Annotated in this window: 24 protein-coding genes; 16 read left to right on the top strand and 8 right to left on the bottom strand. The window is 63.0% G+C overall.

Translation table 11 applies throughout. From position 1 onward, the window contains the following. Both AC2FL1_RS15760 and AC2FL1_RS15755 read right to left on the bottom strand, forming a co-directional pair. On the bottom strand, nt 1–335 hold a 335-nt coding region (locus tag AC2FL1_RS15760; RefSeq protein WP_496877588.1), incomplete at its 3' end, for an ABC transporter substrate-binding protein. Then, complete coding sequence (locus tag AC2FL1_RS15755; RefSeq protein ID WP_496828490.1) at nt 325–1131, bottom strand: MlaA family lipoprotein; 807 nt, start codon at nt 1129–1131, stop codon at nt 325–327. The genes AC2FL1_RS15760 and AC2FL1_RS15755, both read right to left, overlap by 11 nt. Nucleotides 1132–1329: 198 nt before the next feature. Between AC2FL1_RS15755 and AC2FL1_RS15750 the strand changes: the two genes are divergently transcribed. The 6 genes from AC2FL1_RS15750 to AC2FL1_RS15725 all read left to right on the top strand — a co-directional run bounded on the left by AC2FL1_RS15750 (nt 1330) and on the right by AC2FL1_RS15725 (nt 7168). Further along, nucleotides 1330–3063 carry a type I secretion system permease/ATPase gene (locus AC2FL1_RS15750; protein WP_496828488.1) on the top strand — a complete coding sequence of 578 codons (1734 nt, stop codon included), beginning with the start codon at nt 1330–1332 and terminating at the stop codon, nt 3061–3063. Continuing rightward, nucleotides 3060–4361 (top strand): HlyD family type I secretion periplasmic adaptor subunit, encoded by a 1302-nt coding sequence (locus tag AC2FL1_RS15745; RefSeq protein ID WP_496877587.1) that lies wholly within the window; start codon nt 3060–3062, stop codon nt 4359–4361. The genes AC2FL1_RS15750 and AC2FL1_RS15745 overlap by 4 nt, the downstream gene beginning before the upstream one ends. Nucleotides 4362–4433: 72 nt before the next feature. Beyond that, nucleotides 4434–4892 (top strand): RidA family protein, encoded by a 459-nt coding sequence (locus AC2FL1_RS15740; protein ID WP_496828484.1) that lies wholly within the window; start codon nt 4434–4436, stop codon nt 4890–4892. After that, entirely contained in the window at nt 4889–5647 is a 759-nt protein-coding gene (locus AC2FL1_RS15735) for a glycerophosphodiester phosphodiesterase family protein (RefSeq protein WP_496877586.1), read from the top strand. Before AC2FL1_RS15740 ends, AC2FL1_RS15735 begins: the two co-directional genes overlap by 4 nt. A gap of 43 nt (nt 5648–5690) precedes the next feature. Continuing rightward, the gene (locus tag AC2FL1_RS15730) at nt 5691–6878 is read left to right on the top strand and encodes a GNAT family N-acetyltransferase (RefSeq protein ID WP_496877585.1); all 1188 of its coding nucleotides are present in this window, start codon (nt 5691–5693) and stop codon (nt 6876–6878) included. Next, nucleotides 6875–7168: a 4a-hydroxytetrahydrobiopterin dehydratase gene (locus tag AC2FL1_RS15725; protein WP_011049411.1), complete on the top strand. Its 294-nt coding sequence runs from the start codon at nt 6875–6877 to the stop codon at nt 7166–7168. The genes AC2FL1_RS15730 and AC2FL1_RS15725 overlap by 4 nt, the downstream gene beginning before the upstream one ends. Here the strand turns inward: AC2FL1_RS15725 and AC2FL1_RS15720 are convergent. After that, nucleotides 7165–7587, bottom strand: coding sequence for a helix-turn-helix domain-containing protein (locus AC2FL1_RS15720; RefSeq protein ID WP_496877584.1), 423 nt, complete (start codon nt 7585–7587; stop codon nt 7165–7167). The genes AC2FL1_RS15725 and AC2FL1_RS15720 overlap by 4 nt on opposite strands. A 67-nt stretch (nt 7588–7654) precedes the next feature. Between AC2FL1_RS15720 and AC2FL1_RS15715 the strand changes: the two genes are divergently transcribed. Continuing rightward, nucleotides 7655–8875: an MFS transporter gene (locus AC2FL1_RS15715; RefSeq protein ID WP_496877583.1), complete on the top strand. Its 1221-nt coding sequence runs from the start codon at nt 7655–7657 to the stop codon at nt 8873–8875. Nucleotides 8876–8879: 4 nt separating this feature from the next. Here the strand turns inward: AC2FL1_RS15715 and AC2FL1_RS15710 are convergent, their stop codons facing one another. Beyond that, nucleotides 8880–9365 (bottom strand): peroxiredoxin family protein, encoded by a 486-nt coding sequence (locus AC2FL1_RS15710; RefSeq protein WP_234184675.1) that lies wholly within the window; start codon nt 9363–9365, stop codon nt 8880–8882. Between the two features lie 98 nt (nt 9366–9463). Between AC2FL1_RS15710 and AC2FL1_RS15705 the strand changes: the two genes are divergently transcribed. From AC2FL1_RS15705 to AC2FL1_RS15695, 3 genes are all read left to right on the top strand, one after another. Next, complete coding sequence (locus AC2FL1_RS15705) at nt 9464–10675, top strand: NAD(P)/FAD-dependent oxidoreductase (RefSeq protein WP_496877582.1); 1212 nt, start codon at nt 9464–9466, stop codon at nt 10673–10675. Then, nucleotides 10672–11232 carry a 16S rRNA (guanine(966)-N(2))-methyltransferase RsmD gene (gene rsmD, locus AC2FL1_RS15700; RefSeq protein ID WP_496877581.1) on the top strand — a complete coding sequence of 187 codons (561 nt, stop codon included), beginning with the start codon at nt 10672–10674 and terminating at the stop codon, nt 11230–11232. The genes AC2FL1_RS15705 and rsmD overlap by 4 nt, the downstream gene beginning before the upstream one ends. Nucleotides 11233–11319: 87 nt before the next feature. Next, nucleotides 11320–11967, top strand: a complete 648-nt coding sequence (locus AC2FL1_RS15695; protein ID WP_496828470.1) for an HAD family hydrolase — start codon at nt 11320–11322, stop codon at nt 11965–11967. 103 nt (nt 11968–12070) lie between these two features. On the opposite strand, the gene map is transcribed toward AC2FL1_RS15695, so the two are convergent. Beyond that, nucleotides 12071–12880 (bottom strand): type I methionyl aminopeptidase, encoded by an 810-nt coding sequence (gene map, locus AC2FL1_RS15690; protein WP_496877580.1) that lies wholly within the window; start codon nt 12878–12880, stop codon nt 12071–12073. A gap of 85 nt (nt 12881–12965) precedes the next feature. Beyond that, nucleotides 12966–13658, bottom strand: a complete 693-nt coding sequence (sfsA, locus tag AC2FL1_RS15685; RefSeq protein ID WP_496877579.1) for a DNA/RNA nuclease SfsA — start codon at nt 13656–13658, stop codon at nt 12966–12968. A gap of 49 nt (nt 13659–13707) precedes the next feature. On the opposite strand from sfsA, the gene AC2FL1_RS15680 reads away from it, so the two are divergent. Genes AC2FL1_RS15680 through AC2FL1_RS15665 form a run of 4 tightly spaced genes read left to right on the top strand, consistent with a single transcriptional unit; the run spans nt 13708 to nt 16632 of the window. Further along, nucleotides 13708–14430 (top strand): competence/damage-inducible protein A, encoded by a 723-nt coding sequence (locus tag AC2FL1_RS15680; protein WP_496877578.1) that lies wholly within the window; start codon nt 13708–13710, stop codon nt 14428–14430. Beyond that, complete coding sequence (locus AC2FL1_RS15675) at nt 14427–15152, top strand: GNAT family N-acetyltransferase (RefSeq protein ID WP_496877577.1); 726 nt, start codon at nt 14427–14429, stop codon at nt 15150–15152. Before AC2FL1_RS15680 ends, AC2FL1_RS15675 begins: the two co-directional genes overlap by 4 nt. Then, nucleotides 15149–15721 (top strand): peroxidase-related enzyme, encoded by a 573-nt coding sequence (locus AC2FL1_RS15670; protein WP_496828462.1) that lies wholly within the window; start codon nt 15149–15151, stop codon nt 15719–15721. The genes AC2FL1_RS15675 and AC2FL1_RS15670 overlap by 4 nt, the downstream gene beginning before the upstream one ends. Further along, nucleotides 15718–16632: an OmpA family protein gene (locus AC2FL1_RS15665; protein WP_496877576.1), complete on the top strand. Its 915-nt coding sequence runs from the start codon at nt 15718–15720 to the stop codon at nt 16630–16632. The genes AC2FL1_RS15670 and AC2FL1_RS15665 overlap by 4 nt, the downstream gene beginning before the upstream one ends. A 57-nt stretch (nt 16633–16689) precedes the next feature. Here the strand turns inward: AC2FL1_RS15665 and AC2FL1_RS15660 are convergent, their stop codons facing one another. Further along, nucleotides 16690–17379, bottom strand: a complete 690-nt coding sequence (locus AC2FL1_RS15660) for a COQ9 family protein (RefSeq protein ID WP_496877575.1) — start codon at nt 17377–17379, stop codon at nt 16690–16692. Nucleotides 17380–17488: 109 nt separating this feature from the next. On the opposite strand from AC2FL1_RS15660, the gene rpsU reads away from it, so the two are divergent. Both rpsU and AC2FL1_RS15650 read left to right on the top strand, forming a co-directional pair. After that, nucleotides 17489–17695, top strand: coding sequence for a 30S ribosomal protein S21 (gene rpsU / locus AC2FL1_RS15655; RefSeq protein ID WP_008207378.1), 207 nt, complete (start codon nt 17489–17491; stop codon nt 17693–17695). Nucleotides 17696–17821: 126 nt separating this feature from the next. After that, nucleotides 17822–19180 carry an adenylate/guanylate cyclase domain-containing protein gene (locus AC2FL1_RS15650; protein WP_496877574.1) on the top strand — a complete coding sequence of 453 codons (1359 nt, stop codon included), beginning with the start codon at nt 17822–17824 and terminating at the stop codon, nt 19178–19180. On the opposite strand, the gene AC2FL1_RS15645 is transcribed toward AC2FL1_RS15650, so the two are convergent. Next, nucleotides 19164–20165 (bottom strand): DMT family transporter, encoded by a 1002-nt coding sequence (locus AC2FL1_RS15645; protein WP_496877573.1) that lies wholly within the window; start codon nt 20163–20165, stop codon nt 19164–19166. The genes AC2FL1_RS15650 and AC2FL1_RS15645 overlap by 17 nt on opposite strands. Nucleotides 20166–20283: the final 118 nt, after the last annotated feature.

Here is a 20283-nt window from a genome sequence, read left to right as displayed (position 1 = left end):
CGTTTGCCATATTTGCGCGAGATGTAACCCTGAAACGCTTGGGTAAAGGACCGCAGCTGCGCAGGAGAGGCGGTGCGTGCGTCTGGCCCCAACGCATAGCGCGCCATGATCGGCACATCGCCGTAGCGCACAAACAGTTTCTCGAAATCGCGGATCATCGCGCTTTCGGACTTTCCCGAGGCGATGACACGGTTGATCTCTTTCACCACTTCGTTGACCAGCGAGGCCGCGCGTGCCTCGGTAAGGGCCAAGGCCGGCAGCGGCAGCGCCAGCGTGGTAAGGCCGACACAGACGGTGGAAACGAAAGAGCGGCGGGAAAAGAGCTTACTCGGCATAAGGGTCCTCGTAGGGGTCGGTCACTTCGGTAGAGCCGGGATCCGCATAGGGGTCGGTGTAGAGACCCAGATAGGCATCCTCGTCATCGCCTGCCAGTTCAAATCGGCGGTTTTGCAGATAGATCAACCGAAGCTGGGCGTAACTGTCGGAGCTGCCATAGAGAATCGAATCGACTGTATCGGAGTAGAGACCGCGATCACCCAGCCGCCGGACGATTTCCGCATAAAGACCAAGGTTGTTGATCGGGCGTGTCGGGGCAAAGTCCACGGGATTGGTGAACAGATTGACAAAAACGCCGACTGCATCGCGTGTGGTGGACGGGCCATAGAGCGGCAGTTCCAGATAGGGGCCTTCGGCAAAGCCCCAGGCATGCAGGGTTTCGCCGAAATCGGTATCGGCGCGCGGGATCTCGAAATCGCTGGCCGGATCGGCCAGTCCGGCAAAGCCGACCGTCGAGTTCACCGCGAAGCGGAACAGCGTGGTGCCCATTTCCTTGGGCTTTCCCTGCAACAGATAGTCCACCGCCTGTCCGGGCAGCGACAGGTTTTCCGCGAACATGTTGAATGAATTCACCATCGGACGGGGCACTACCGTCACATAGCCTTTGGCCGCTGGGCGGAAAAACGCCTTGTCGACCCCCCGGTTGAAGTTGTGTATCGCTCGGTTTGTGTTTTCATAAGGGTCATGGACCCGCCCGCCGCCGTTCGAATCCGGGGCCGGCCCGGCACAGGCAGTCAGGACCGCAAGCAAAGGGACAAGGCTGAACCGAAAGATGGAGATTGAGAGTTTGGGCATGGCGGTCTCAGTGCGTAACCTGCGAGCTGATATTCGATTCGGGCTTGAAATGAGCGTGGCTAGGATGTGTTTCTACGGATGCATTGGAGACACATAGTTTATCTTCCCGGGATTTGAAACAGGGTCGGTTCTATCCCGCCCTGTGGATATCGTAAATGTGTCCCAGTCTAGGATGCGCAAAGTTGGAACCAGGGTGACATGAAACCAAAATCATATCTGCACGGTGCCGAGGAGCTGCGCGCCGCGCGCCGGCAAAGCCGAGGACTCTATTGGTTCGTTGCCTTGTTCAGCTTCTTTGCCAACCTTCTGATGCTGACTGGGCCGCTCTACATGTTGCAGGTCTACGACCGCGTGCTGGGCAGTCGGTCGGAACAGACACTGGTGGCGCTGTCGCTGCTGGTGGTATTTCTCTATGGCGTCATGGGCATACTGGATTACACGCGGGGCCGGGTGATGTCGCGCGCCGGCGCCCGGTTTCAGGAGGCGCTGGACCAGCGCGTGTTCGATGCCATGGTGCGGCGGTCAGCGGTGGCACAGGATCCGGTGGCGCAAACCGGACTGGCCGATCTCGAATCGGTGCAGCGCTTCATCGCCTCGCCGGTCGCGATGGCGATATTCGACATGCCATGGACACCGATCTTTTTGTTCGCGATCGCGATTTTTCATCCCTGGCTTGGCCTGTTGGCCGTCGTCGGCGGAGCGTTGCTGATCGCGATTACGGGATTCAACCAGCTGTTCTCGCGCAAACCTGCCCTGCACGCCGCCATTGCGAGCAACCGTGCCAGCAAGATGGGCGATGAGATTCGCACCGAGGCCGAGACGATCCAATCCATGGGCATGCGCGGTGCGGCGTTTGGCAGGTGGCGCAAGGCCCGCTTGGCATCGCTGAACGACGGGCTCACTGCTGGCGATGTCATGGGGCGGTTTTCGACCCTGACCAAGACGCTGCGCCTGTTTCTGCAATCCGCGATGCTGGGTCTTGGGGCCTATCTCGTGTTGCAGGGAGAGGTGACACCGGGTGCGATGATCGCCGCCTCGATCCTGATGGGGCGAGCGCTGGCACCGGTCGAGATGATGGTGAACCAGTGGCAGGTGGTTCAGCGCGCGCTCAAGGGTTGGTCGGGCCTGAGCGAGTTGCTTGAGAAGGTTCCGCCAGAGAACAAGCGCATGGACCTGCCGAAGCCCAAGGCGAAACTGGACGTGCAGTCGCTGACCGTGGTGCCGCCGGGGGACACGCGGGCGCAGTTGAAGACGGTCAGTTTCACGGTACAGCCAGGACAGGCGGTCGGGGTGATCGGCCCATCGGGCTCGGGCAAGTCGACGCTTGCGCGTGCGCTGACCGGCGTTTGGCGGCCCGCGGGTGGTACGGTGCGGCTCGATGGTGCCGCGCTCGACCAGTACGACGCCGATGTTCTGGGCCAGCATATCGGATATCTGCCGCAACGGGTGCAACTGTTCGAGGGAACGATCGCCGAGAACATAGCGCGGCTCAGTGGCACGCCGGACCCCGAAAAGGTGGTCGCCGCCGCGACCAAAGCTGCCGTGCATGAAATGATCCTGCAACTGCCGAATGGCTATGACACGCATATCACCGCCGGAGGCGGGCGTCTGTCGGGCGGCCAGATGCAACGGGTCGGCCTGGCTCGTGCGCTCTATGATGATCCGGTGATCGTCATACTGGACGAGCCGAATTCGAACCTCGACAACGAAGGTTCGGTTGCGCTGAACAAGGCGATCAAATCTCTCAAGGAGGCTGGCAAGTCCGTGCTGATCATGGCCCACCGTCCCGCCGCTATTGCGGAATGCGACATGCTTTTGGTTCTCGATCATGGGACGCGCGTGGCCTTTGGTCCGAAGGACAAGGTGCTGCGTGAGATGGTGACCAACCATCAGGTTATTCAGCAGAACAAGACCATGGGGGGCGTCCGATGAGCGCGCAAGACTTCTCGGCCCGCAAACCCATCATTCTGGGCCTGATCGGACTTCTGGTGTTGGTCGGCGGGTTCGGTACTTGGGCGGTGCTCAGCCAGATCGCGGGCGCGGTGGTTGCAAGTGGCCGTATCGAAGTGGATCGTAACCGACAGGTAGTGCAGCACCTCGATGGCGGTGTGGTGGCCGAGATTCTTGTGGACGAGGGCGACACCGTCGCCGAGGGGCAAACGCTGATTCGGCTCGACGCCAATCTGCTGACCTCGCAATTGCTGATCACCGAGGGCCAGCTGTTCGAACTGATGGCCCGGCGTGGCCGGCTCGAGGCCGAGCGCGATGGCAACACACAGATCGTGTTCGACGAGGAACTGCTGGAGGCGGCGCGCGGTCGCGCCGAAGTGGCCGAACTGATCGATGGTCAGGAACGTCTGTTCCGGGCGCGGCATGAATCGGTCACCAAGGAAACCGAACAGCTTGAAAAGCGGCGCGGCCAGATCGGCAATCAGATCGAGGGGATCGTGGCGCAACAACGCTCGCGCCGGTCGCAGCTGGAACTGATCGAGCAGGAGTTGATCAGCCAGCAATCGCTGCTGGACAAGGGTCTGGCACAGGCAGGGAGGGTTCTGAGTCTCGAACGGACCAAGGCCGAGCTTGAAGGGGAGCTGGGCGAGTTGATTGCCTCGCAGGCGCAGCAAGAGGGGCGCATCACCGAGATCGACATCGAGATTCTGAAGCTGGGCACGACCCAGCGCGAGGAGGCGATCACACAGCTACGCGATTTGCAATATCGCGAGCTGGAAGTGGCCGAGCAGCGCCGCTCGATGCGGGAACAGCTGTCGCGGCTGGATATCAAGGCCCCGGTCTCGGGCATCGTCTATGGCTTGCAGGTGCATACGCCGCGCTCGGTCATCCGCCCTGCCGATCCGGTTCTTTTTCTGGTGCCGCAGGACCGACCTCTGGTCATCGCGGCACGGGTCGAAACCATCCATATCGACCAGATCCATCTGGGCCAGCCGGTGACCTTGCGGTTTTCTGCGCTGGATCAGCGCCTGACACCCGAACTGATCGGGACCGTGACGCAGGTTTCGGCAGACGCCTTTGTCGACGAGGCCAGCCAGGCCTCTTACTATCGCACCGAGATCCAGCTTAACGAAGGTGAGGCCGACAAGCTGCCCGAGGGGGCCGTGCTTATCCCCGGCATGCCGGTCGAGGCCTTTATCCGCACTGCGGATCAATCGCCGATCTACTATCTGGTCAAGCCGCTGGCGGATTATTTCACCAAGGCGTTCAGGGAAACCTGATCTTTGGCCCTTTTCGTGGCGGACGTTCCCGGCTAGCGTCCGCCCGTCAATGCGAACAGGAGGACGCACGCCATGGGATATGAGGACAAGCTGGCCAGCCTGGGGGTGACCCTGCCCAATGCGCCGGCACCGGCGGCCAACTACGTGCCTTTCGTCAAGATCGGCAATACCGTCTATGTCTCGGGTCAGATATCGAATGACGAGAATGGCCTGATCACCGGCAAGCTGGGCGATGACATGGAGGTCGATGCCGGTGCCGCCGCCGCCAAGCGCTGTGCGATCAATCTGCTGGCGCAGGTCAAGGCGGCCTGTGGTGGAGATCTCGACCAACTGGTGCGGGTGATCAAACTGACCGGTTTCGTTAACTCGACCGCCGATTTCACCGCGCAGCCGCAGGTGATCAACGGCGCCTCCGATTTCCTGGTTGAGGCGCTGGGCGAAGCCGGGCGGCATTCGCGTTCCGCCGTTAGCGCGGCTGCGCTGCCGCTGGGCGTTGCGGTCGAAATCGAAGGTATCTTCGAGGTCAAATGACGCCAGCACTGCCCGCCGCCCTGCTGGGGCGGCCCATCGCGCATCGCGGATATCACGACATCGCCGCCGGACGGCCCGAGAACAGCCGCGCGGCCATCCGCGCGGCAATCGGGGTTGGCTATGGGATCGAGATCGACCTTCAGCTGACACGCGACGGGCAGGCGATGGTGTTCCACGATTATGACATGGACCGGCTCACAGGCCGGTCCGGCCCGATCCGCCAGATCTCCGCTGCCGAGGCCGCTGGAATTGCGCTGTTGCATGGCGATGGCGAGGGCATCCCGACGTTGACCGAAATCCTCGACTTGGTGGCTGGTCGGGTGTCGCTGCTGATCGAACTCAAGGATCAGGATGGCAGCATGGGCCCGGATGTGGGGCTGCTGGAACAAGCCACCGCCGAGGCGTTGAGGGGCTATCAGGGTCCGGCTGCCGTCATGTCCTTCAACCCGCACAGTATTGCGGCAATGGCGCGGTTTGCCCCCGATCTGCCGCGTGGGTTGGTAACCAGCGCCTACGATCCCGCCGAATGGCCGCTTTCGCTGGCGACCTGCGAGCGGCTGCGCGACATCCCCGATTACGACCGGGTTGGCGCCAGCTTCATCAGCCACGAGGTCGAGGACCTTGCCCGCCCGCGCGTGGCCGAGTTGAAGTCTCGTGGTGTGCCGGTTCTGTGCTGGACGGTACGCTCGGCAGAGCAAGAGGCCGAGGCACGCCGGATTGCCGACAATATCACCTTCGAAGGCTACGCGGCTTGATCCCTCCGCGCGGGACCACAGATTAACCGGCAAGGAGGCCGGCATGGATCAGGCGCAGATCGAGGTTCAGATAGTGCCGTCGCTGACAGGGATCGCGGCGGAGGAGTGGGATGCCTGCGCCTGTCCTGAAAGTGCCGATGGCGGCCCGCCGCGTGACCCGTTCACGACTCACCGCTTCCTGAGCGCGCTGGAGGAGAGCGGATCGGTCGGGCGCGGCACCGGATGGCAGCCGCAATATCTGACCGCCCATCTGGACGGCATGATGATCGCCGTCGCGCCGATGTATGTGAAATCCCACAGCCAGGGAGAGTACATTTTCGACCACAGCTGGGCCCATGCCTATGAACGGGCGGGCGGGCATTATTACCCTAAGCTCCAGATCACCGTTCCGTTCACACCTGCGACCGGGCGGCGCCTGCTGGTGTGTCCGGGATATGAGGGCATCGGCCAATCGGCGCTGATCCAGGGCGCGGTTCAACTGGCGGCCAACAACAATGTCTCCAGCCTGCATGTCACCTTTTGCACCGAGGCAGAGGCCGAGGCGGGCGCCGAAATGGGGCTGATGCACCGGGTCTCGCAACAGTTTCACTGGATCAATGACGGTTATGCCGATTTCGACGGTTTTCTGGCGGCGCTGTCCTCGCGCAAGCGCAAGGCAATCCGAAAGGAGCGCGCCCAGGCGCAGGGCTTTGGTGGCCAGATCCGAGAATTGACCGGCGGTGATCTCAGACCCGAACATTGGGATGCGTTCTGGCGCTTCTACCAGGACACGGGCGCGCGCAAATGGGGCTCGCCCTATCTGACACGTGCGTTCTTCGACATCGCCCATCAGACCATGGCCGATGACATGGTGCTGGTGCTGGCCGAACGCGATGGGGTTCCGGTGGCGGGGGCGCTGAACTTCATCGGGCGCGAGGCGCTTTTTGGCCGCTATTGGGGCTGTGTCGAACATCACCCCTGCTTGCATTTCGAACTGTGTTACTATCGCGCCATCGACTGGGCCATCGCCCATGGTCTTGCCCGGGTCGAGGCGGGCGCACAGGGCGAGCACAAGCTGGCGCGCGGCTATCTGCCAGCGGTGACGCACAGCCTGCACTGGATTGGCGATCCGGGGTTCGCCGATGCGGTGGCCCGGTATCTGGAGGCGGAACGCGCGGCGGTCGACGAAGAGATCGAGATCTTGACCGATTACGGCCCGTTCAGACGGGCGCAAGTAGAGGAACAGGAATGAGCGAACGATTGTCCGAGGAAACCCGGGGGCCGCTGCTGGGGCCGCTCTTTGCCAATGGCTGGGCCATGGTCGATGGCCGCGATGCGATTGCCAAGACCTTTGCCTTTGACAATTTCGTCGAGGCCATGGGCTGGATGATGCGGGTGGCGATCTGGGCCGAGAAATGGAACCACCACCCCGAATGGTCCAATGTCTATGGCAAGGTCGCGGTTGTGCTGACCACCCATGACGTCGACGGGCTAAGCGCGCTTGACGCCAAGCTGGCCCGCAAGATGGACAGCCTCTGCTAGCGCGTCGCCTGTTTCCCGCCCAGCGCCGCTGTCCGCTCGGCCTGGCGCATCAGTTTCTGAAAACTGGGACAGTCCAGATGTGACGGCGCCGGGCAGTCGGCGACATGCCTGAGTGTCTCCTGTAGCAGTTGCAGGCGCCGGATCTGGCGGCCCAGATCATCGGCGCGCGCGTGCAACTCGTCGCGCGGCAGGTCGGGGTGCCCGTCCGCGCCCAGCATCTGAGCGATTTCAGGCAGGCTGAACCCGGCCGCCTTGCCCATCGAGATCAGGGTCAGCCGCAACAGGGTCTGTGGCCCGTATTGCCGCCGCAGCCCCTTGCGCCCGATCGGCGCGATCAGCCCCTGTTCCTCGTAATAGCGCAACGTCGAGGGCGGCACGCCCGACTGCGCGGCGATCTCGCCGATATCGAGAATTTTCATGCTTGACCTCAAGTTGACTTGAATTCGCACAGTGCGCGTCTGTTGCGAATGACTCAAGAGGCCGATCATGAAATCCCCCGTCGAAACCACACCTGCCGGCGCAATCTGGCGTGACCGTCGTGCGCAGGCCCTGCTGCTGGCGGCAACGCTGACCATCATGGCAAACGCCACGATCAGCCCGGCCCTGCCCGGGTTGGCGCGCGAATTCGCCGATCATCCGCAGGTGGCTTTGCTCACCCGGCTCTTGGTACCTGCACCCTCGCTTGCGGTGGTGCTTGTGGCGCCGCTGGTCGGTGTCCTCTCGGACCGCATCGGGCGGCGTGGTCTGCTGCTTTGGGGGATCGCGCTGTTTACGCTGGCGGGCAGTGCCGGTCTGCTGCTGCCGGGGTTGGAGAGCATCCTTGCCAGCCGCCTGATCCTGGGGGTTGCGGTGGCCGCGATCATGACCACCCAGACCGCACTGATCGGCGACTATTTCAGCGGTGCGGCGCGGGCGGCGCTGACCGGATTGCAGACTTCGGCGCGCAATTTCGGTGGTTTTGCCTTCATCTCATCCGCCGGGTTGCTTGCAGGTCTGTCGCCGCGGCTGCCCTTTCTCATCTATGCCCTGCCCTTGCTGGTCCTCCCCTTCATATTGCGGTCCTTGCCGCGCCCGGCCCCACGGGCCGCGAGGCAGGGCGCAGAGACGTTGGTGACAGACGGGCACCCGCAGTGGCGCCTGATCCTGATGGGCCTGTTGCTGTTCCAGATGATCACCAACATGACCTTTTTCATTATGCCGACGCAGATCCCCTTTTATCTGGATGCGCTGGGCCATGACGGCGCGGTGATGACCGGCACCGTGCTGGGTCTGTTGACCCTGGCCGGAGGGCTGGCCGCGTTGGTTTACGGGCGACTTGCCGCCCGGCTGGGCGTGACCGGGGTCTGGGCGCTGGGATATGGCGCCATGGCGATGGGCATGGTCGCCATCGGGGCCCAGGCGGGGCTGCCCGCGATGCTGGCCGGGGCGGTGTGCATCGGGATCGGCTTTGCCTGGGTGCTGCCTGCATTTGTGACCGTGATGCTCGCAGTGGCCCCGGCGCGGCGCCGGGGCACGGCTGGTGGCCTGCTGACCACGTCCATCTTCCTGGGCCAGGTCCTGTCGCCCTTCCTGAGCCTGCCGATCATCGCCTCCATCGGCTTTGACGGGCTCTATCTGGGGGCCGGTGGCCTGCTGGCGACGATCAGCGCGCTGGCGCTGATCGCGGGTGTTTTGCAGCGCAGGCGCATTCGCGCCCGCACCGTCTGAGGTGTCAGATCTGCTCCAGCAGTTCTTCGCCAACGGTCAGCTTGCAGGCGCCCGCCTCTTCCTCAAGGTTCAGAACCTTCACCACCCCATCCTCGGCCATCAGGGCAAAGCGCTGGCAGCGGTCGTAGAGGCCCACCACCGGTGCGCTGAACGCCAACCCAATTGCCTTGGTGAACTCGGCGGTCGGGTCGGCCAGCATGGTGATCCCGGCCTCGGCCGCGCCGCTTTGCTGGCCCCAGGCCGTCATCACGAACGGGTCGTTCACCGAGACGCAGATCACCTCGTCCACGCCCTTGTCGGCCAAGGCCTGGCGGGTGCGGATGAAGCTGGGCAGATGGGTCATGGAACAGCCACGGGTAAAGGCGCCCGGCAGGCCGAACATCACCACCTTGCGGCCTTTCAGCTTGGACCCAAGATCGACCGTCTCGGGGCCCTTGTCACTGAAGACCATGAATGTGGCGTCCGGCAGCGTATCTCCGACTGAAATCATCCTTGTGAACCTCGTTGTTGGATTTGCGGAACTCGTCCCTCCGGCATATAGCTGTCAGATATGACAAGGCCATTGGAAAAAGCGGGGCAGGCAGAGAGATGAGCCATATCGTTGTGATCGGTGCTGGACAGGCCGGGGCGTCTCTGGTGGCGCGGCTGCGCAAGGACGGGTTTGAGGGCGAGATCACCCTGATCGGCGCCGAACCGGTGCCGCCCTATCAGCGCCCACCGCTCAGCAAGGCCTATCTGCTGGGTGATATGGAGAAAGAGCGCCTGTTCCTGAGGCCCGAGAGTTTCTATGCCGAGCAGAACATCACCCTGCGTCTGAACGCGCGGGTGAGCGCCATCGACCCGGCGGCCAAGACCGTTTCGCTGGGGGATGAGGTCATCTCTTACGACCAGCTCGCACTGACCACCGGGTCCGAACCGCGCCGCCTGCCCGCCGCCATCGGGGGCGATCTGGCCGGCGTGCATGTGGTGCGCGATCTGGCCGATATCGACGCAATGGCCCCTGCGGTGACCGAAGGCGCCCGCGCGCTGATCGTTGGGGGCGGGTATATCGGGCTTGAGGCTGCTGCCGTCTGTGCCAAGCGCGGGGTCAAGGTGACGCTGGTCGAAATGGCCGACCGTATCCTGCAACGGGTCGCGGCGCCTGAGACCAGCGCCTACTTCCGCGCGCTTCATACCGGCCACGGGGTCGATATCCGCGAGGGTGTGGGCCTGACCCGACTGACCGGCGCGCAAGGCCGCGTGAGCAGCGCGGTGCTGACGGACGGAAGCGAATTGCCGGTCGATTTCGTGGTGGTCGGCGTCGGCATCGCGCCCGCCACCGCGCTGGCCGAGGCCGCGGGTCTGGCGCTGGAAAACGGCATCCGCACCGATGCGCAGGGCCGCACATCGGACCCGTCGATCTGGGCGGCGGGCGATTGCGCCTCGTTCCCCTACAAGGGCGGACGCATCCGGCTGGAAAGCGTGCCCAACGCCATCGACCAGGCCGAAACCGTGGCACAGAACATGCTGGGCGCGGGCAAGGATTATGTGGCGCAACCCTGGTTCTGGTCCGACCAATATGACGTCAAATTGCAGATCGCCGGGCTGAACACCGGGTATAGCCGTGTGGTGACACGTCCAGGCGAAGGGCAGACCGTGTCTTTCTGGTATTACACCGGTGACCAGTTGGTGGCGGTCGACGCCATGAATGACCCGCGCGCCTATATGGTCGGCAAGCGACTGATCGACAGCGGCAAGACCGCCGATCCGGCCGTCGTGGCCGAGCCTGCGGCGGACCTGAAACCGCTGCTCAAGGCGTGAGGATCATCGCGGGCGCATTCCGAGGCCGGGCGCTGGCCTCGGTCGGCAAGGGCGATGCGGGCGCACATCTGCGCCCCACCACCGACCGCGTCCGCGAAAGCCTTTTCAGCGTGCTGACCCACCTGGATGTGATCGAGGGCGCCCAGGTGCTCGACCTCTTTGCCGGTACCGGCGCTCTAGGGCTCGAGGCGCTGTCGCGCGGGGCCGCGCATGTCACATTCGTCGATGACGGCCGGGTGGCGCAGGGGCTGATCACCAAGAATATCTCCCTGACCGGCAGCCGCGACCGCACCACGTTGATCCGGCGCGATGCCACGCGCCTTGGCCCTAATCCCGGCGCGCCCTGCGGTCTGATCTTTCTCGACCCGCCTTATGGCAAGGGGATGGGCGCGCGCGCCCTTGCGGCGGCGCTTGCAGGCGACTGGGTGGCCGATGACGCCCTGATCGTGTGGGAGGAAAGCGCCGCCATGCCCGCGCCCGAGGGGTTCACCCTCCATGATGCGCGCAAATATGGTGATACCCACATCTCCTTGATGTGGAGGGATGTTTCAGGGTGAAACAGGATCGGCATGCCGCCGCTTGCCGCTGGTTTGCCTCTGTCTTCCGTCCGCGTTAAGCCTCGACCGAATAACCCGGAGAACTCCATGCGACTAGAACTGGTGATATTCGATTGCGACGGGGTTCTGGTAGACAGCGAGCCAGCGTCGAACCGGATCATGGCGGAAAACCTGACGCGGCATGGGCTGCCGCTGACTGCGGAACAGTCGATGGAACTGTTCGTTGGCTGTTCCATGATCGGGGTACGGGAAAAGGCGATCAGCCTGGGTGCAGATCTGCCAGACGACTGGGTTGAGCAGGTCTATTCCGAGGAATACGCACGTCTGCGAAAGGGAGTGCCTCTGGTGACTGGTATCCCGGAATTGCTGAAAAGGTTGGATACCGCTGGAATCAGGTGTTGCGTGGCCTCTAACGGCAGCGAAGACAAGATGCGCATCACTCTGGGCCAAAACGGGTTGTGGGAGAGATTCCATCCCAACGCCATGTTTTCAGCGCATGAACTAGGTGTTTCCAAGCCGGATCCGGGTCTGTTCCAGACCGCTGCCAGACAATTCCAGGTGCAGGCAAGGGATTGCGTGGTGATCGAGGACAGCACCAGCGGTGTGACCGCCGCCATTCGGGCCGGAATGCGCTGCCTTGGTTTTGCCGCCCATGATGATGGCGCGCGGCTGCGCGAACTCGGGGCCGAAGTGTTTCACGAGATGGCCGAGGTTCCGGCGCTGCTGGGACTCTGACCTGTCCGTTCGCGCGCAACCTTCCAGCGGTTTCGCGCCTTGTCTTTCCTCTTGCTAAAAAATATTCCGGGGGTCCGGGGGCTGGCCCCCGGTTCCCCCCTGTTCAGGCGTAGGTCGGATGGAACTTGCCGACCGGCGAAAGGGTAAAGATCTCGACCCCGTCTGCCGTCACGCCCACCGAATGCTCGAACTGTGCCGAAAGCGACTTGTCACGAGTGACCGCAGTCCAGTCATCGGCCAGCGTCTTGGTCTCGGGACGGCCCAGGTTCACCATCGGTTCGATGGTGAAGAACATGCCCTCTTCCAACACCGCGCCGGTGCCGGGGCGGCCATAGTGCAGCACGTTGGGCGGCGCATGGAATACCTGACCCAGTCCATGCCCACAGAAATCGCGGACCACTGACATGCGATGCGCCTCGACATAGGCCTGGATCGCGTGGCCGATATCGCCGAACGTGTTGCCCGGCTTGACCATCTCGATGCCTTTGAACAGGGCGTCATGGGTCACCTGGATCAAACGCTCGGCCTTGCGTGGCAGCTTGCCCGCCACATACATCCGGCTGGTATCGCCGAACCAGCCATCGACGATCACGGTCACGTCGATGTTCAGGATGTCGCCATCGTTTAACCGCTTGTCGCCGGGAATCCCGTGGCAGACCACGTGGTTGACAGAGATGCAGCTGGCGTGCTGATAGCCCTTGTACCCGATGGTTGCCGATTTCGCGCCGGCGGCCTCGACCATCTCGGTAATGATCCGGTCGATCTCGCCGGTGGTCTGCCCCGGAAAGACATGTTCCGCGATATCGTCCAGGATGCGCGCCGCAACCGCCCCTGCGGCATGCATGCCGGCAAAGTCCGCGGGTTCGTAGATGCGGATGCCATCCTTGGTCAGGCGGCCACGATGTTCCTTCATCGGTGCGGGGCTCCATTTGTTGCGCGCGGACCCTTGTTTACGCTGCTTGCGCAGAAAGTGCCAGAGGTCGCAGGGTCGCAATATGTCAAAGCATATCGGCGATTTCGACCCCTTCGGGCGAGATATGGGTGGTAAGGATCAGTTTTTCCACACCCCGCGCATGGGCCGTATCAAAGGCACGCGCATAGGTCGGGTCGATATCGGTGGCCAGCGCGAACCTTTCGCAATCGGTTCGTTGCACCAGATAAAGCATGATCGCGCGGTGTCCTTGCTCTGCCATTCTGGCCAGTTCCGCCAGATGTTTGGCGCCGCGTGCGGTCACGCTGTCGGGAAACTCGGCCAGGCCGGGCTGTCGGCTGAGTGTCACGCTTTTTACTTCGACATAGGCATCCGGCAGGCCCGGCTGGCTGAGCAGAAAGTCGATGCGGCTGTTCTGGCCGTATTTAACCTCGGGCCGGACCGTTTCATAGGCGGCAAGCGCCGGAATCGCACGACGTTCCAACGCCGCCTTTAGCGCGCGGTTTGGAATCGAGGTATCAACTCCGGTGAAATGCCCGTTTTCGTGATCGACCAGACGCCAGCCGAATTTCAGCTTCTTCTTGGGGTCGTCGTTGGGCTCCAGCCAGATTTTCATACCCGGTTCGGCCAGCCCCATCATCGACCCGGGATTGGCGCAATGGGCGGTCACCTCGCGCCCGTCGTCCAGCTGGCAGTCGGCCAGAAAGCGTTTATAGCGGCGGATCAGGCGGGCGGGGACAAGAGTTGTTTGAAAGCGCATGATCCCGGGCCTATACCTGCGGCAGGGGTCGATCAAGAGAGAGGGCGCCATGCCAAACCCAACCGCCGCCATGCTGGTCATCGGAGACGAGATCCTGTCGGGGCGCACCCGCGACGCCAACATGTATCACCTGGCCGGGGAACTGACCAAGCACGGGATCGACCTGAAAGAGGTGCGGGTCGTCAGCGACGATGCCCCCGCCATCGAAGCGGCGGTCAAGGCTCTGTCCGACGGGTTCGACCATGTGTTCACCAGCGGCGGCATCGGTCCCACTCATGATGACATCACCGCCGACTGCATCGCTCGCGCCTTTGGCGACCATATCGACATCCGCGCCGATGCGCGCGCCCTGCTCGAGGCGCATTATGCCAAGACCGGGCTGGAGTTGAACGCGGCCCGCCTGCGCATGGCCCGTATCCCTGATAGTGCCACGTTGATCGACAATCCGGTCAGCACGGCGCCCGGTTTCACCATTCGAAATGTGCATGTCTTGGCCGGTGTCCCCAGCGTGTTTCAGGCGATGGTCGCCAGTATCCTGCCGACACTGACCGGCGGTGAGCCGTTGTTGTCGCAGACCCTGCGCATCGACCGGGGCGAGGGCGATATCGCCGCCACCCTGACGCAGCTTGCCGAGGATTTTCCCGACCTGACCATCGGCTGCTATCCGTTCCAGATCAACGGCGCGTTCGGTGCCAATGTTGTGGTGCGGGGCACGAATGGTGCCCGGATCGACGCGGCAGTGACCCGGCTTGCGCGGGAGACCGCGCAATGACGCCTGACTGGTTCGCGGTGGTCGATGCGACTTGGCCCGCCGCCGACAGCCGGACAGACGGCACCCTGACCCTGCGCGAGGGGCGTGGCGGCGGCAAGCGGGTCTCTGCCGCCTCTGCCTCGGGTGCGGTTTCCGAGGTTCAGATCGATGCCGCCGAGGCCGCGATGCGGCAAATGGGTCAACCGCCGCTTTTCCAACTGCGCCCCGGTGACGAGGCACTGGATGCGTCACTGGCAGGACGCGGCTACTCCATCGTCGATCCGGTCAATATCTATGCCTGTCCCGTCACCCAGCTGACCGATACCCCGATCCCGCGTGTGACCGTCTTTGCCCTGTGGGAGCCGCTGGCCATCATGCGCGAGTTGTGGGCCGAGGGCGGCATCGGACCCGGACGGCTGGCGGTGATGGACCGGGTCACCGGGCCCAAAACCGGCCTGCTGATGCGGCATCGGGACAAGCCTGGCGGGGTGGCCTTTGTCGCCATCCATGAAGGGGTCGCCATGCTGCATGCGCTGGAGATTCCACCCCATCAGCGCCGGCAGGGTCTGGGCCAATGGGCGATGCGTGGCGCGGCCTTTTGGGCGATGGACAACGGCGCGCATACTCTTAGCGTGGTCTGCACCAAGGCGAACGAAGGCGCCAACGCGCTCTACCGCTCTCTCGGCATGGAGATCGTCGGAGAGTATCACTATCGCCTGCTGGAGGAGAAAGAAACCGCATGACCGACCAGACCCGCCCCACCGCGCTGGACCTGCCCATGGTGGACCCGTTACCGCCGGAAACGCAGAAATACTTCGATATCTGTGTCGAGAAGCTGGGCATGGTGCCCAATGTCCTCAAGGCGAACGCCTTTGACATTGCCAAGCTCAACGCTTTTACCGCGATGTACAATGACCTGATGCTGGCACCCAGCGGCCTGTCCAAGCTGGAACGCGAGATGATCGCGGTCGTGGTCTCGTCGATCAACAAGTGTTTCTATTGCCTGGTCGCGCATGGTGCTGCCGTGCGGCAATTGTCGGGTGATCCGAAACTGGGTGAAATGCTTGTAATGAACTATCGCGTAGCGCCGCTGGATGCGCGTCAGCGCGCGATGCTGGATTTCGCTGCCAAAATGACGACTGCCAGCGCCGAGATCGAGGAATCGCATCGTCAGGCCCTGCGCGATGTCGGCTTCACCGACCGCGACATCTGGGACATCGCCAATGTTGCCGGGTTCTACAACATGTCGAACCGCGTCGCCAGCGCCACGGCGATGGTGCCCAACGACGAGTATCATTCGCAATTCCGATGATCTTCAGGCTTGCCCTCTGCGCCGCGTTGGCGGCAACGCCCGCGCTGGCGCAGGAGTTGAGCCTGACCCTGCCGCAAGGCAGCCGGCAACTGACCGAGCGTATTCGCGCGCTTGACAGCTATGCCCTGCCGACGGGTGTAAACGGGGCCGAGGGGGTGCCTTCGGTCCAGCTCGAGGGGCGGATCGAAAAACGCACCTGGCGGATCAGCATCGGCTCCAAGACTACCTTGCAGGTTTTTGCCCCACTGCGTGACCAGATCCTTGAGGCTGGGTACGAGATCCTCCTTGATTGCCCCGCCGAGAACTGCGGCGGCTTCGATTTCCGCTTTGCGACCGAGGTGGTGCCCAGCCCTGACATGTATGTGGCGGTGCGTGACTATCGGTTCCTGTCTGCGATGCGCGGGGACGAGGCGCTGAGCCTTTTGGTAAGCCGCAACCCGCCCGATGCCTATGTACAACTGATCCAGGTGTTTCCTGCCGGGTCGGTGGCGACCGATCCGGTCACGGTCGAGAAACCCGCTGCGGCGGCGGTTCCGCTCGACCTTGCCGGGCGGTTGCAGACTCGGGGCAGGGTGATCCTGTCGGGGCTCGACTTTGCCACCGGGTCGGATGCGCTGGGCGCCGGACCTTTCGATACGCTGGCCGAATTGGCACAGTTGCTTCTGCGGAACGGTGATCTGCGGTTGGTTCTGGTCGGGCACACCGATACGGTCGGCGGGTTGGAGCCCAATATCGAGTTGAGCCGAAAACGTGCTGTGGCAGTGCGCGCGCGACTCATTGAGGAATATGGCATCCCTGCCGAACAGCTTGCCGCTGACGGGGTGGGCTATCTCGCCCCGATTGCCAGCAACCTCACGCCCGAGGGCCGCGAGGCCAACCGCCGGGTCGAGGCGGTACTGCTGTCGCGATAGGCTATCTCGGGACGCCAACCCATCGTCCGATCGGGCTCGCTTGCGCCCGGAGCGATATCAGTGCCGTGGATGCAGCGAACCGGGCAGATCATCCTTACCCCGAGGCGCCCTCATCTGGGCGGCAAGCCAGTTAGGACCGGCCAGAAACGGCTTCAGCAGCGGGTTCTTCTGCACATCCGCCTTGAATTTCTCGAACTGCATCACGTTGTCGATCCGCCGGTCGAGGAATTCCCAAGTTGCCTCATGCCCGGGGGTCTCGTCCCCCAGCCAATAGAGCACTGTCGCGGAATACACGGCAGAGAGCGTCGCCCGCTTGGTATACCAGTTCACGTCGTCCGAGGTATCGCCCAAGGCGGTCCAGATCGCATCGCAGGTCTGCCAGATCGCCTTTGCCCCTTCGCCCGCATGGGCGGGCAGGGCAAAGAGGGTCACACCACGGCGCACCGCTTCTTTGTCCTCGACCGCCTCAAGCCGGAATCGCACCGCCGCCGCAATCCGGTCGCGGAATCGGAGGTCCGAAAGATCTTCGGAGGCCAACCGCTCCAGCATCGCCGCATCGCCCCGCGCATGATAGGCCAGCGCCAGATCGACCGCCCCACGCGGGCAGATGGCGCGGGCGAAATCCATGTCCAGCCCGGCATCGGCGACCGCCGCACCAAAGGTTTGCTCGGTCCAGCCGTCAAAGGCGACATGGGCCAGCGCCGCATCCAGCAGGCGATTGCGGGCCTCTTCATAGGTCAGGGACATGGGCGATCTCCTTGTTCTGATCCCTATCTAGACAACTTGGTCCCGCTTTGCTATACGGCGGGCTCCTGCAAATCCTTGCAACTCAACTTAGAAAGGTGGTGAAAACCACATGCAGGTTAGTGTTCGCGACAACAACGTCGATCAGGCGCTTCGTGCCCTGAAGAAAAAGCTGCAGCGTGAGGGTGTCTTCCGCGAGATGAAGCTCAAGCAACATTTCGAGAAGCCGTCCGAGAAAAAAGCGCGCGAGAAAGCTGAAGCGATCCGTCGTGCCCGTAAACTGGCACGCAAGAAAGCACAGCGCGAAGGCATGCTCTAAGGCATTCGCTCTCGTCCGGCTTTGGATGACACTATTTGACGACCCCCGTGGCCCGGCCTCGGGGGTTTGTCGTTTTTTGGGATTTGACCGTTTTGTACGGGCCCCGGCTTCGCATTTCACCCGCTCTTGCTGCGTCGCCGCTGGCGCAAAGGACCTGACTCGCCGCGCGAGATTGGGCTAGGCTGGGCGCATTCGATCAAGGAGGCGCCGGATTTGGCGGAGGTTCAGCCCGAGTTCACATCCCGATTGCCACGCTGGCTGGCGTGGTATCTTGAGTATGGGGTTGAAGGAAAAACAAAGCGTGATCAGCGACGGCTATTCACGGGCAATGTGATAATGGCTTTGTCGGTTCTCACGTCGGTTCTCTATTCTGGCGGCTTTTTCCTTTATGATGCGGAACTATGGCCAACTTGTGCGGTAGCGGTCGCCTTGGGAGTGCAGTTCTTCATTCTGCCGTTTGCCTTCGATCGCTACCCAAATGCAACAATTGCGCTCAGTACATTGTTTTCCTGCGCCGCCTTTTCGTTCCAGACTTACCTAGTCGGGACTGAAACAGGGCTTTATCTCTACCTTCTGCTGATACCTGCAATCTGGCTTGCGGTTCTGGGACCCAGCAAACCGATCCATCTTGTCTCGACAACATTGACCGGGATCGTAACCATCCTGTTCAGTGTGTTTTGTTTCGGCACACCGGCTCTACAAGCGGCACAGCAGCCGATACTGCAGGCGCTGCTGATGTCAACTTCAGTCATTTGGGTGGGCCTGCTCATTCTGGCGTTCGGATATGTCGCGTTTCAGCGCGCCGAACGCGCCGAAGACGCCCTCGAAGCCGAGCACGCCCGCTCCGAAGCCCTGCTCTACAACCTGCTCCCCACCGAGATCGCGGCGCGGCTCAAGGACGCCCCCGACCACACCATCGCCGACAGTCTCGACCACACCGCGATCCTGTTTGCCGATATCGTCGATTTTACCCCGCGTTCAGCCCGGATGACGCCCGAGGAACTGGTGAGCTTTCTCAACCGTATCTTCTCGACCTTCGACCAACTGGCCGCGAAACACGGGCTGGAAAAGATCAAGACCATCGGCGATGCCTATATGGTCGCCGCCGGTCTGCCTCAGCCCGTCGACCGCCCCGTGCACCGCGTCGCCGAGATGGCCTTCGACATGCTGGATGCCCTGCGCGATCTCTCCGCCGAACTGAACGACCCCATCGACATCCGCATCGGCCTGCACGCAGGCCCCGTGGTCGCGGGCGTCATCGGCCACCAGAAACTGTTCTACGATGTCTGGGGCGACACCGTGAACACCGCCAGCCGGATGGAAAGCCACGGCGCGGCGGGCCGCATCCAGGTCACCGCCGCCGCCCGCGCGGCGTTGCAGGACGCCTATGACTTCGAGCCGCGCGGGGCGGTCGAGATCAAGGGGATCGGAACGCTGGAGACATGGTGGCTGACCGCGCGCGGGGCGACTATCGCTGACGCATGACGCCGAGGCCGCGCCGGCGGACGATGCGGCGACCGCGCATCGTCTCGCGGAACAGGATCAGAAGTCCTGAGCCAACGATCAGCGAGAGCCCGATCCAGGTGGACATCACCGGCAGCACCCCGAACACCACATAGCCCCATAGCACCGCCCAGGGCAGATAGGTGTATTCGAACGGGGTGACGACGCTGGCCTCGGCCATGCGATACGCCTGGCTGAGCGCGAAGAAGCCGATGCCCGAGGTTACCCCCAGCGCTGCCAGCGCCAGCCAGTCCATCGGCGCGGGCGCGATCCAGTCGCGGTAGAGAAACGCAAGGCTGGGGTGCGGCGAGGCCGTTTCCAACCCCGAGAACACCAGCCCCAGCACGGTGCCGCCGAAGATATAGACCAACAGTGTCATCAGCGTCATGGTGCCGCCATTGGTGCGGTTGCCCAGACGCCGGGTGGCGATGATCGAGACGGCATAGAACAACGCCGCCGCCAGCGCCAGCAGGGCCGCCGGTTCGAATACCGCCGCCCCCGGTTGCACGATCACCAGCACCCCGGCCATGCCGAGAAGCACCGCCAGCCAGCGCCAGATGCCGATCCGCTCGCCCAAAAACAGCGCCGCCAGCAGGGTGACAAAGATGGGGGTGGAGAAGGTGATGGCGGCGGTCTCGGCCAGACCGATGGCGGCCAGCGCCATGTAATAGACGAGATAGGAGGAAAACGCCGCCACTGCACGGGTCAGTTGCAACGGCCATGAACCGATCTTGAGCGGCCAGAGCGAACCTTCGTAGCGGGCCATGGCAAGTGCGACCGGCAGGGCAAAGACCGAGCGCCAGAACACGATCTGATGCACTGCAAAATCGCTGCTGAGGCTTTTGATGATCACGTCCTGGATCGGAAAGATCGTGGTGGCGAGCAGCAGGAACAGGATACCTCTCAGCGTGGTTGCGCCCTCGGGCTGGTCCGCCCCCGCGGAGAGATTCGGATCGGCCGCGGTCATTGTGCATGTCTCCTGAGGCTACCGGCATAACGCCCCAGATCGAATCGCCGGTCTTGTCGCGGGGCGACAGGAGGGTCGCGAACCGGCCCTGTCCTGGCCGCCGGAGCCGGTTTTCTGC

The organism is Ruegeria sp. YKSF070, assembly GCF_059612725.1.
This window is presented reverse-complemented; position numbering and strand designations above follow the sequence as displayed.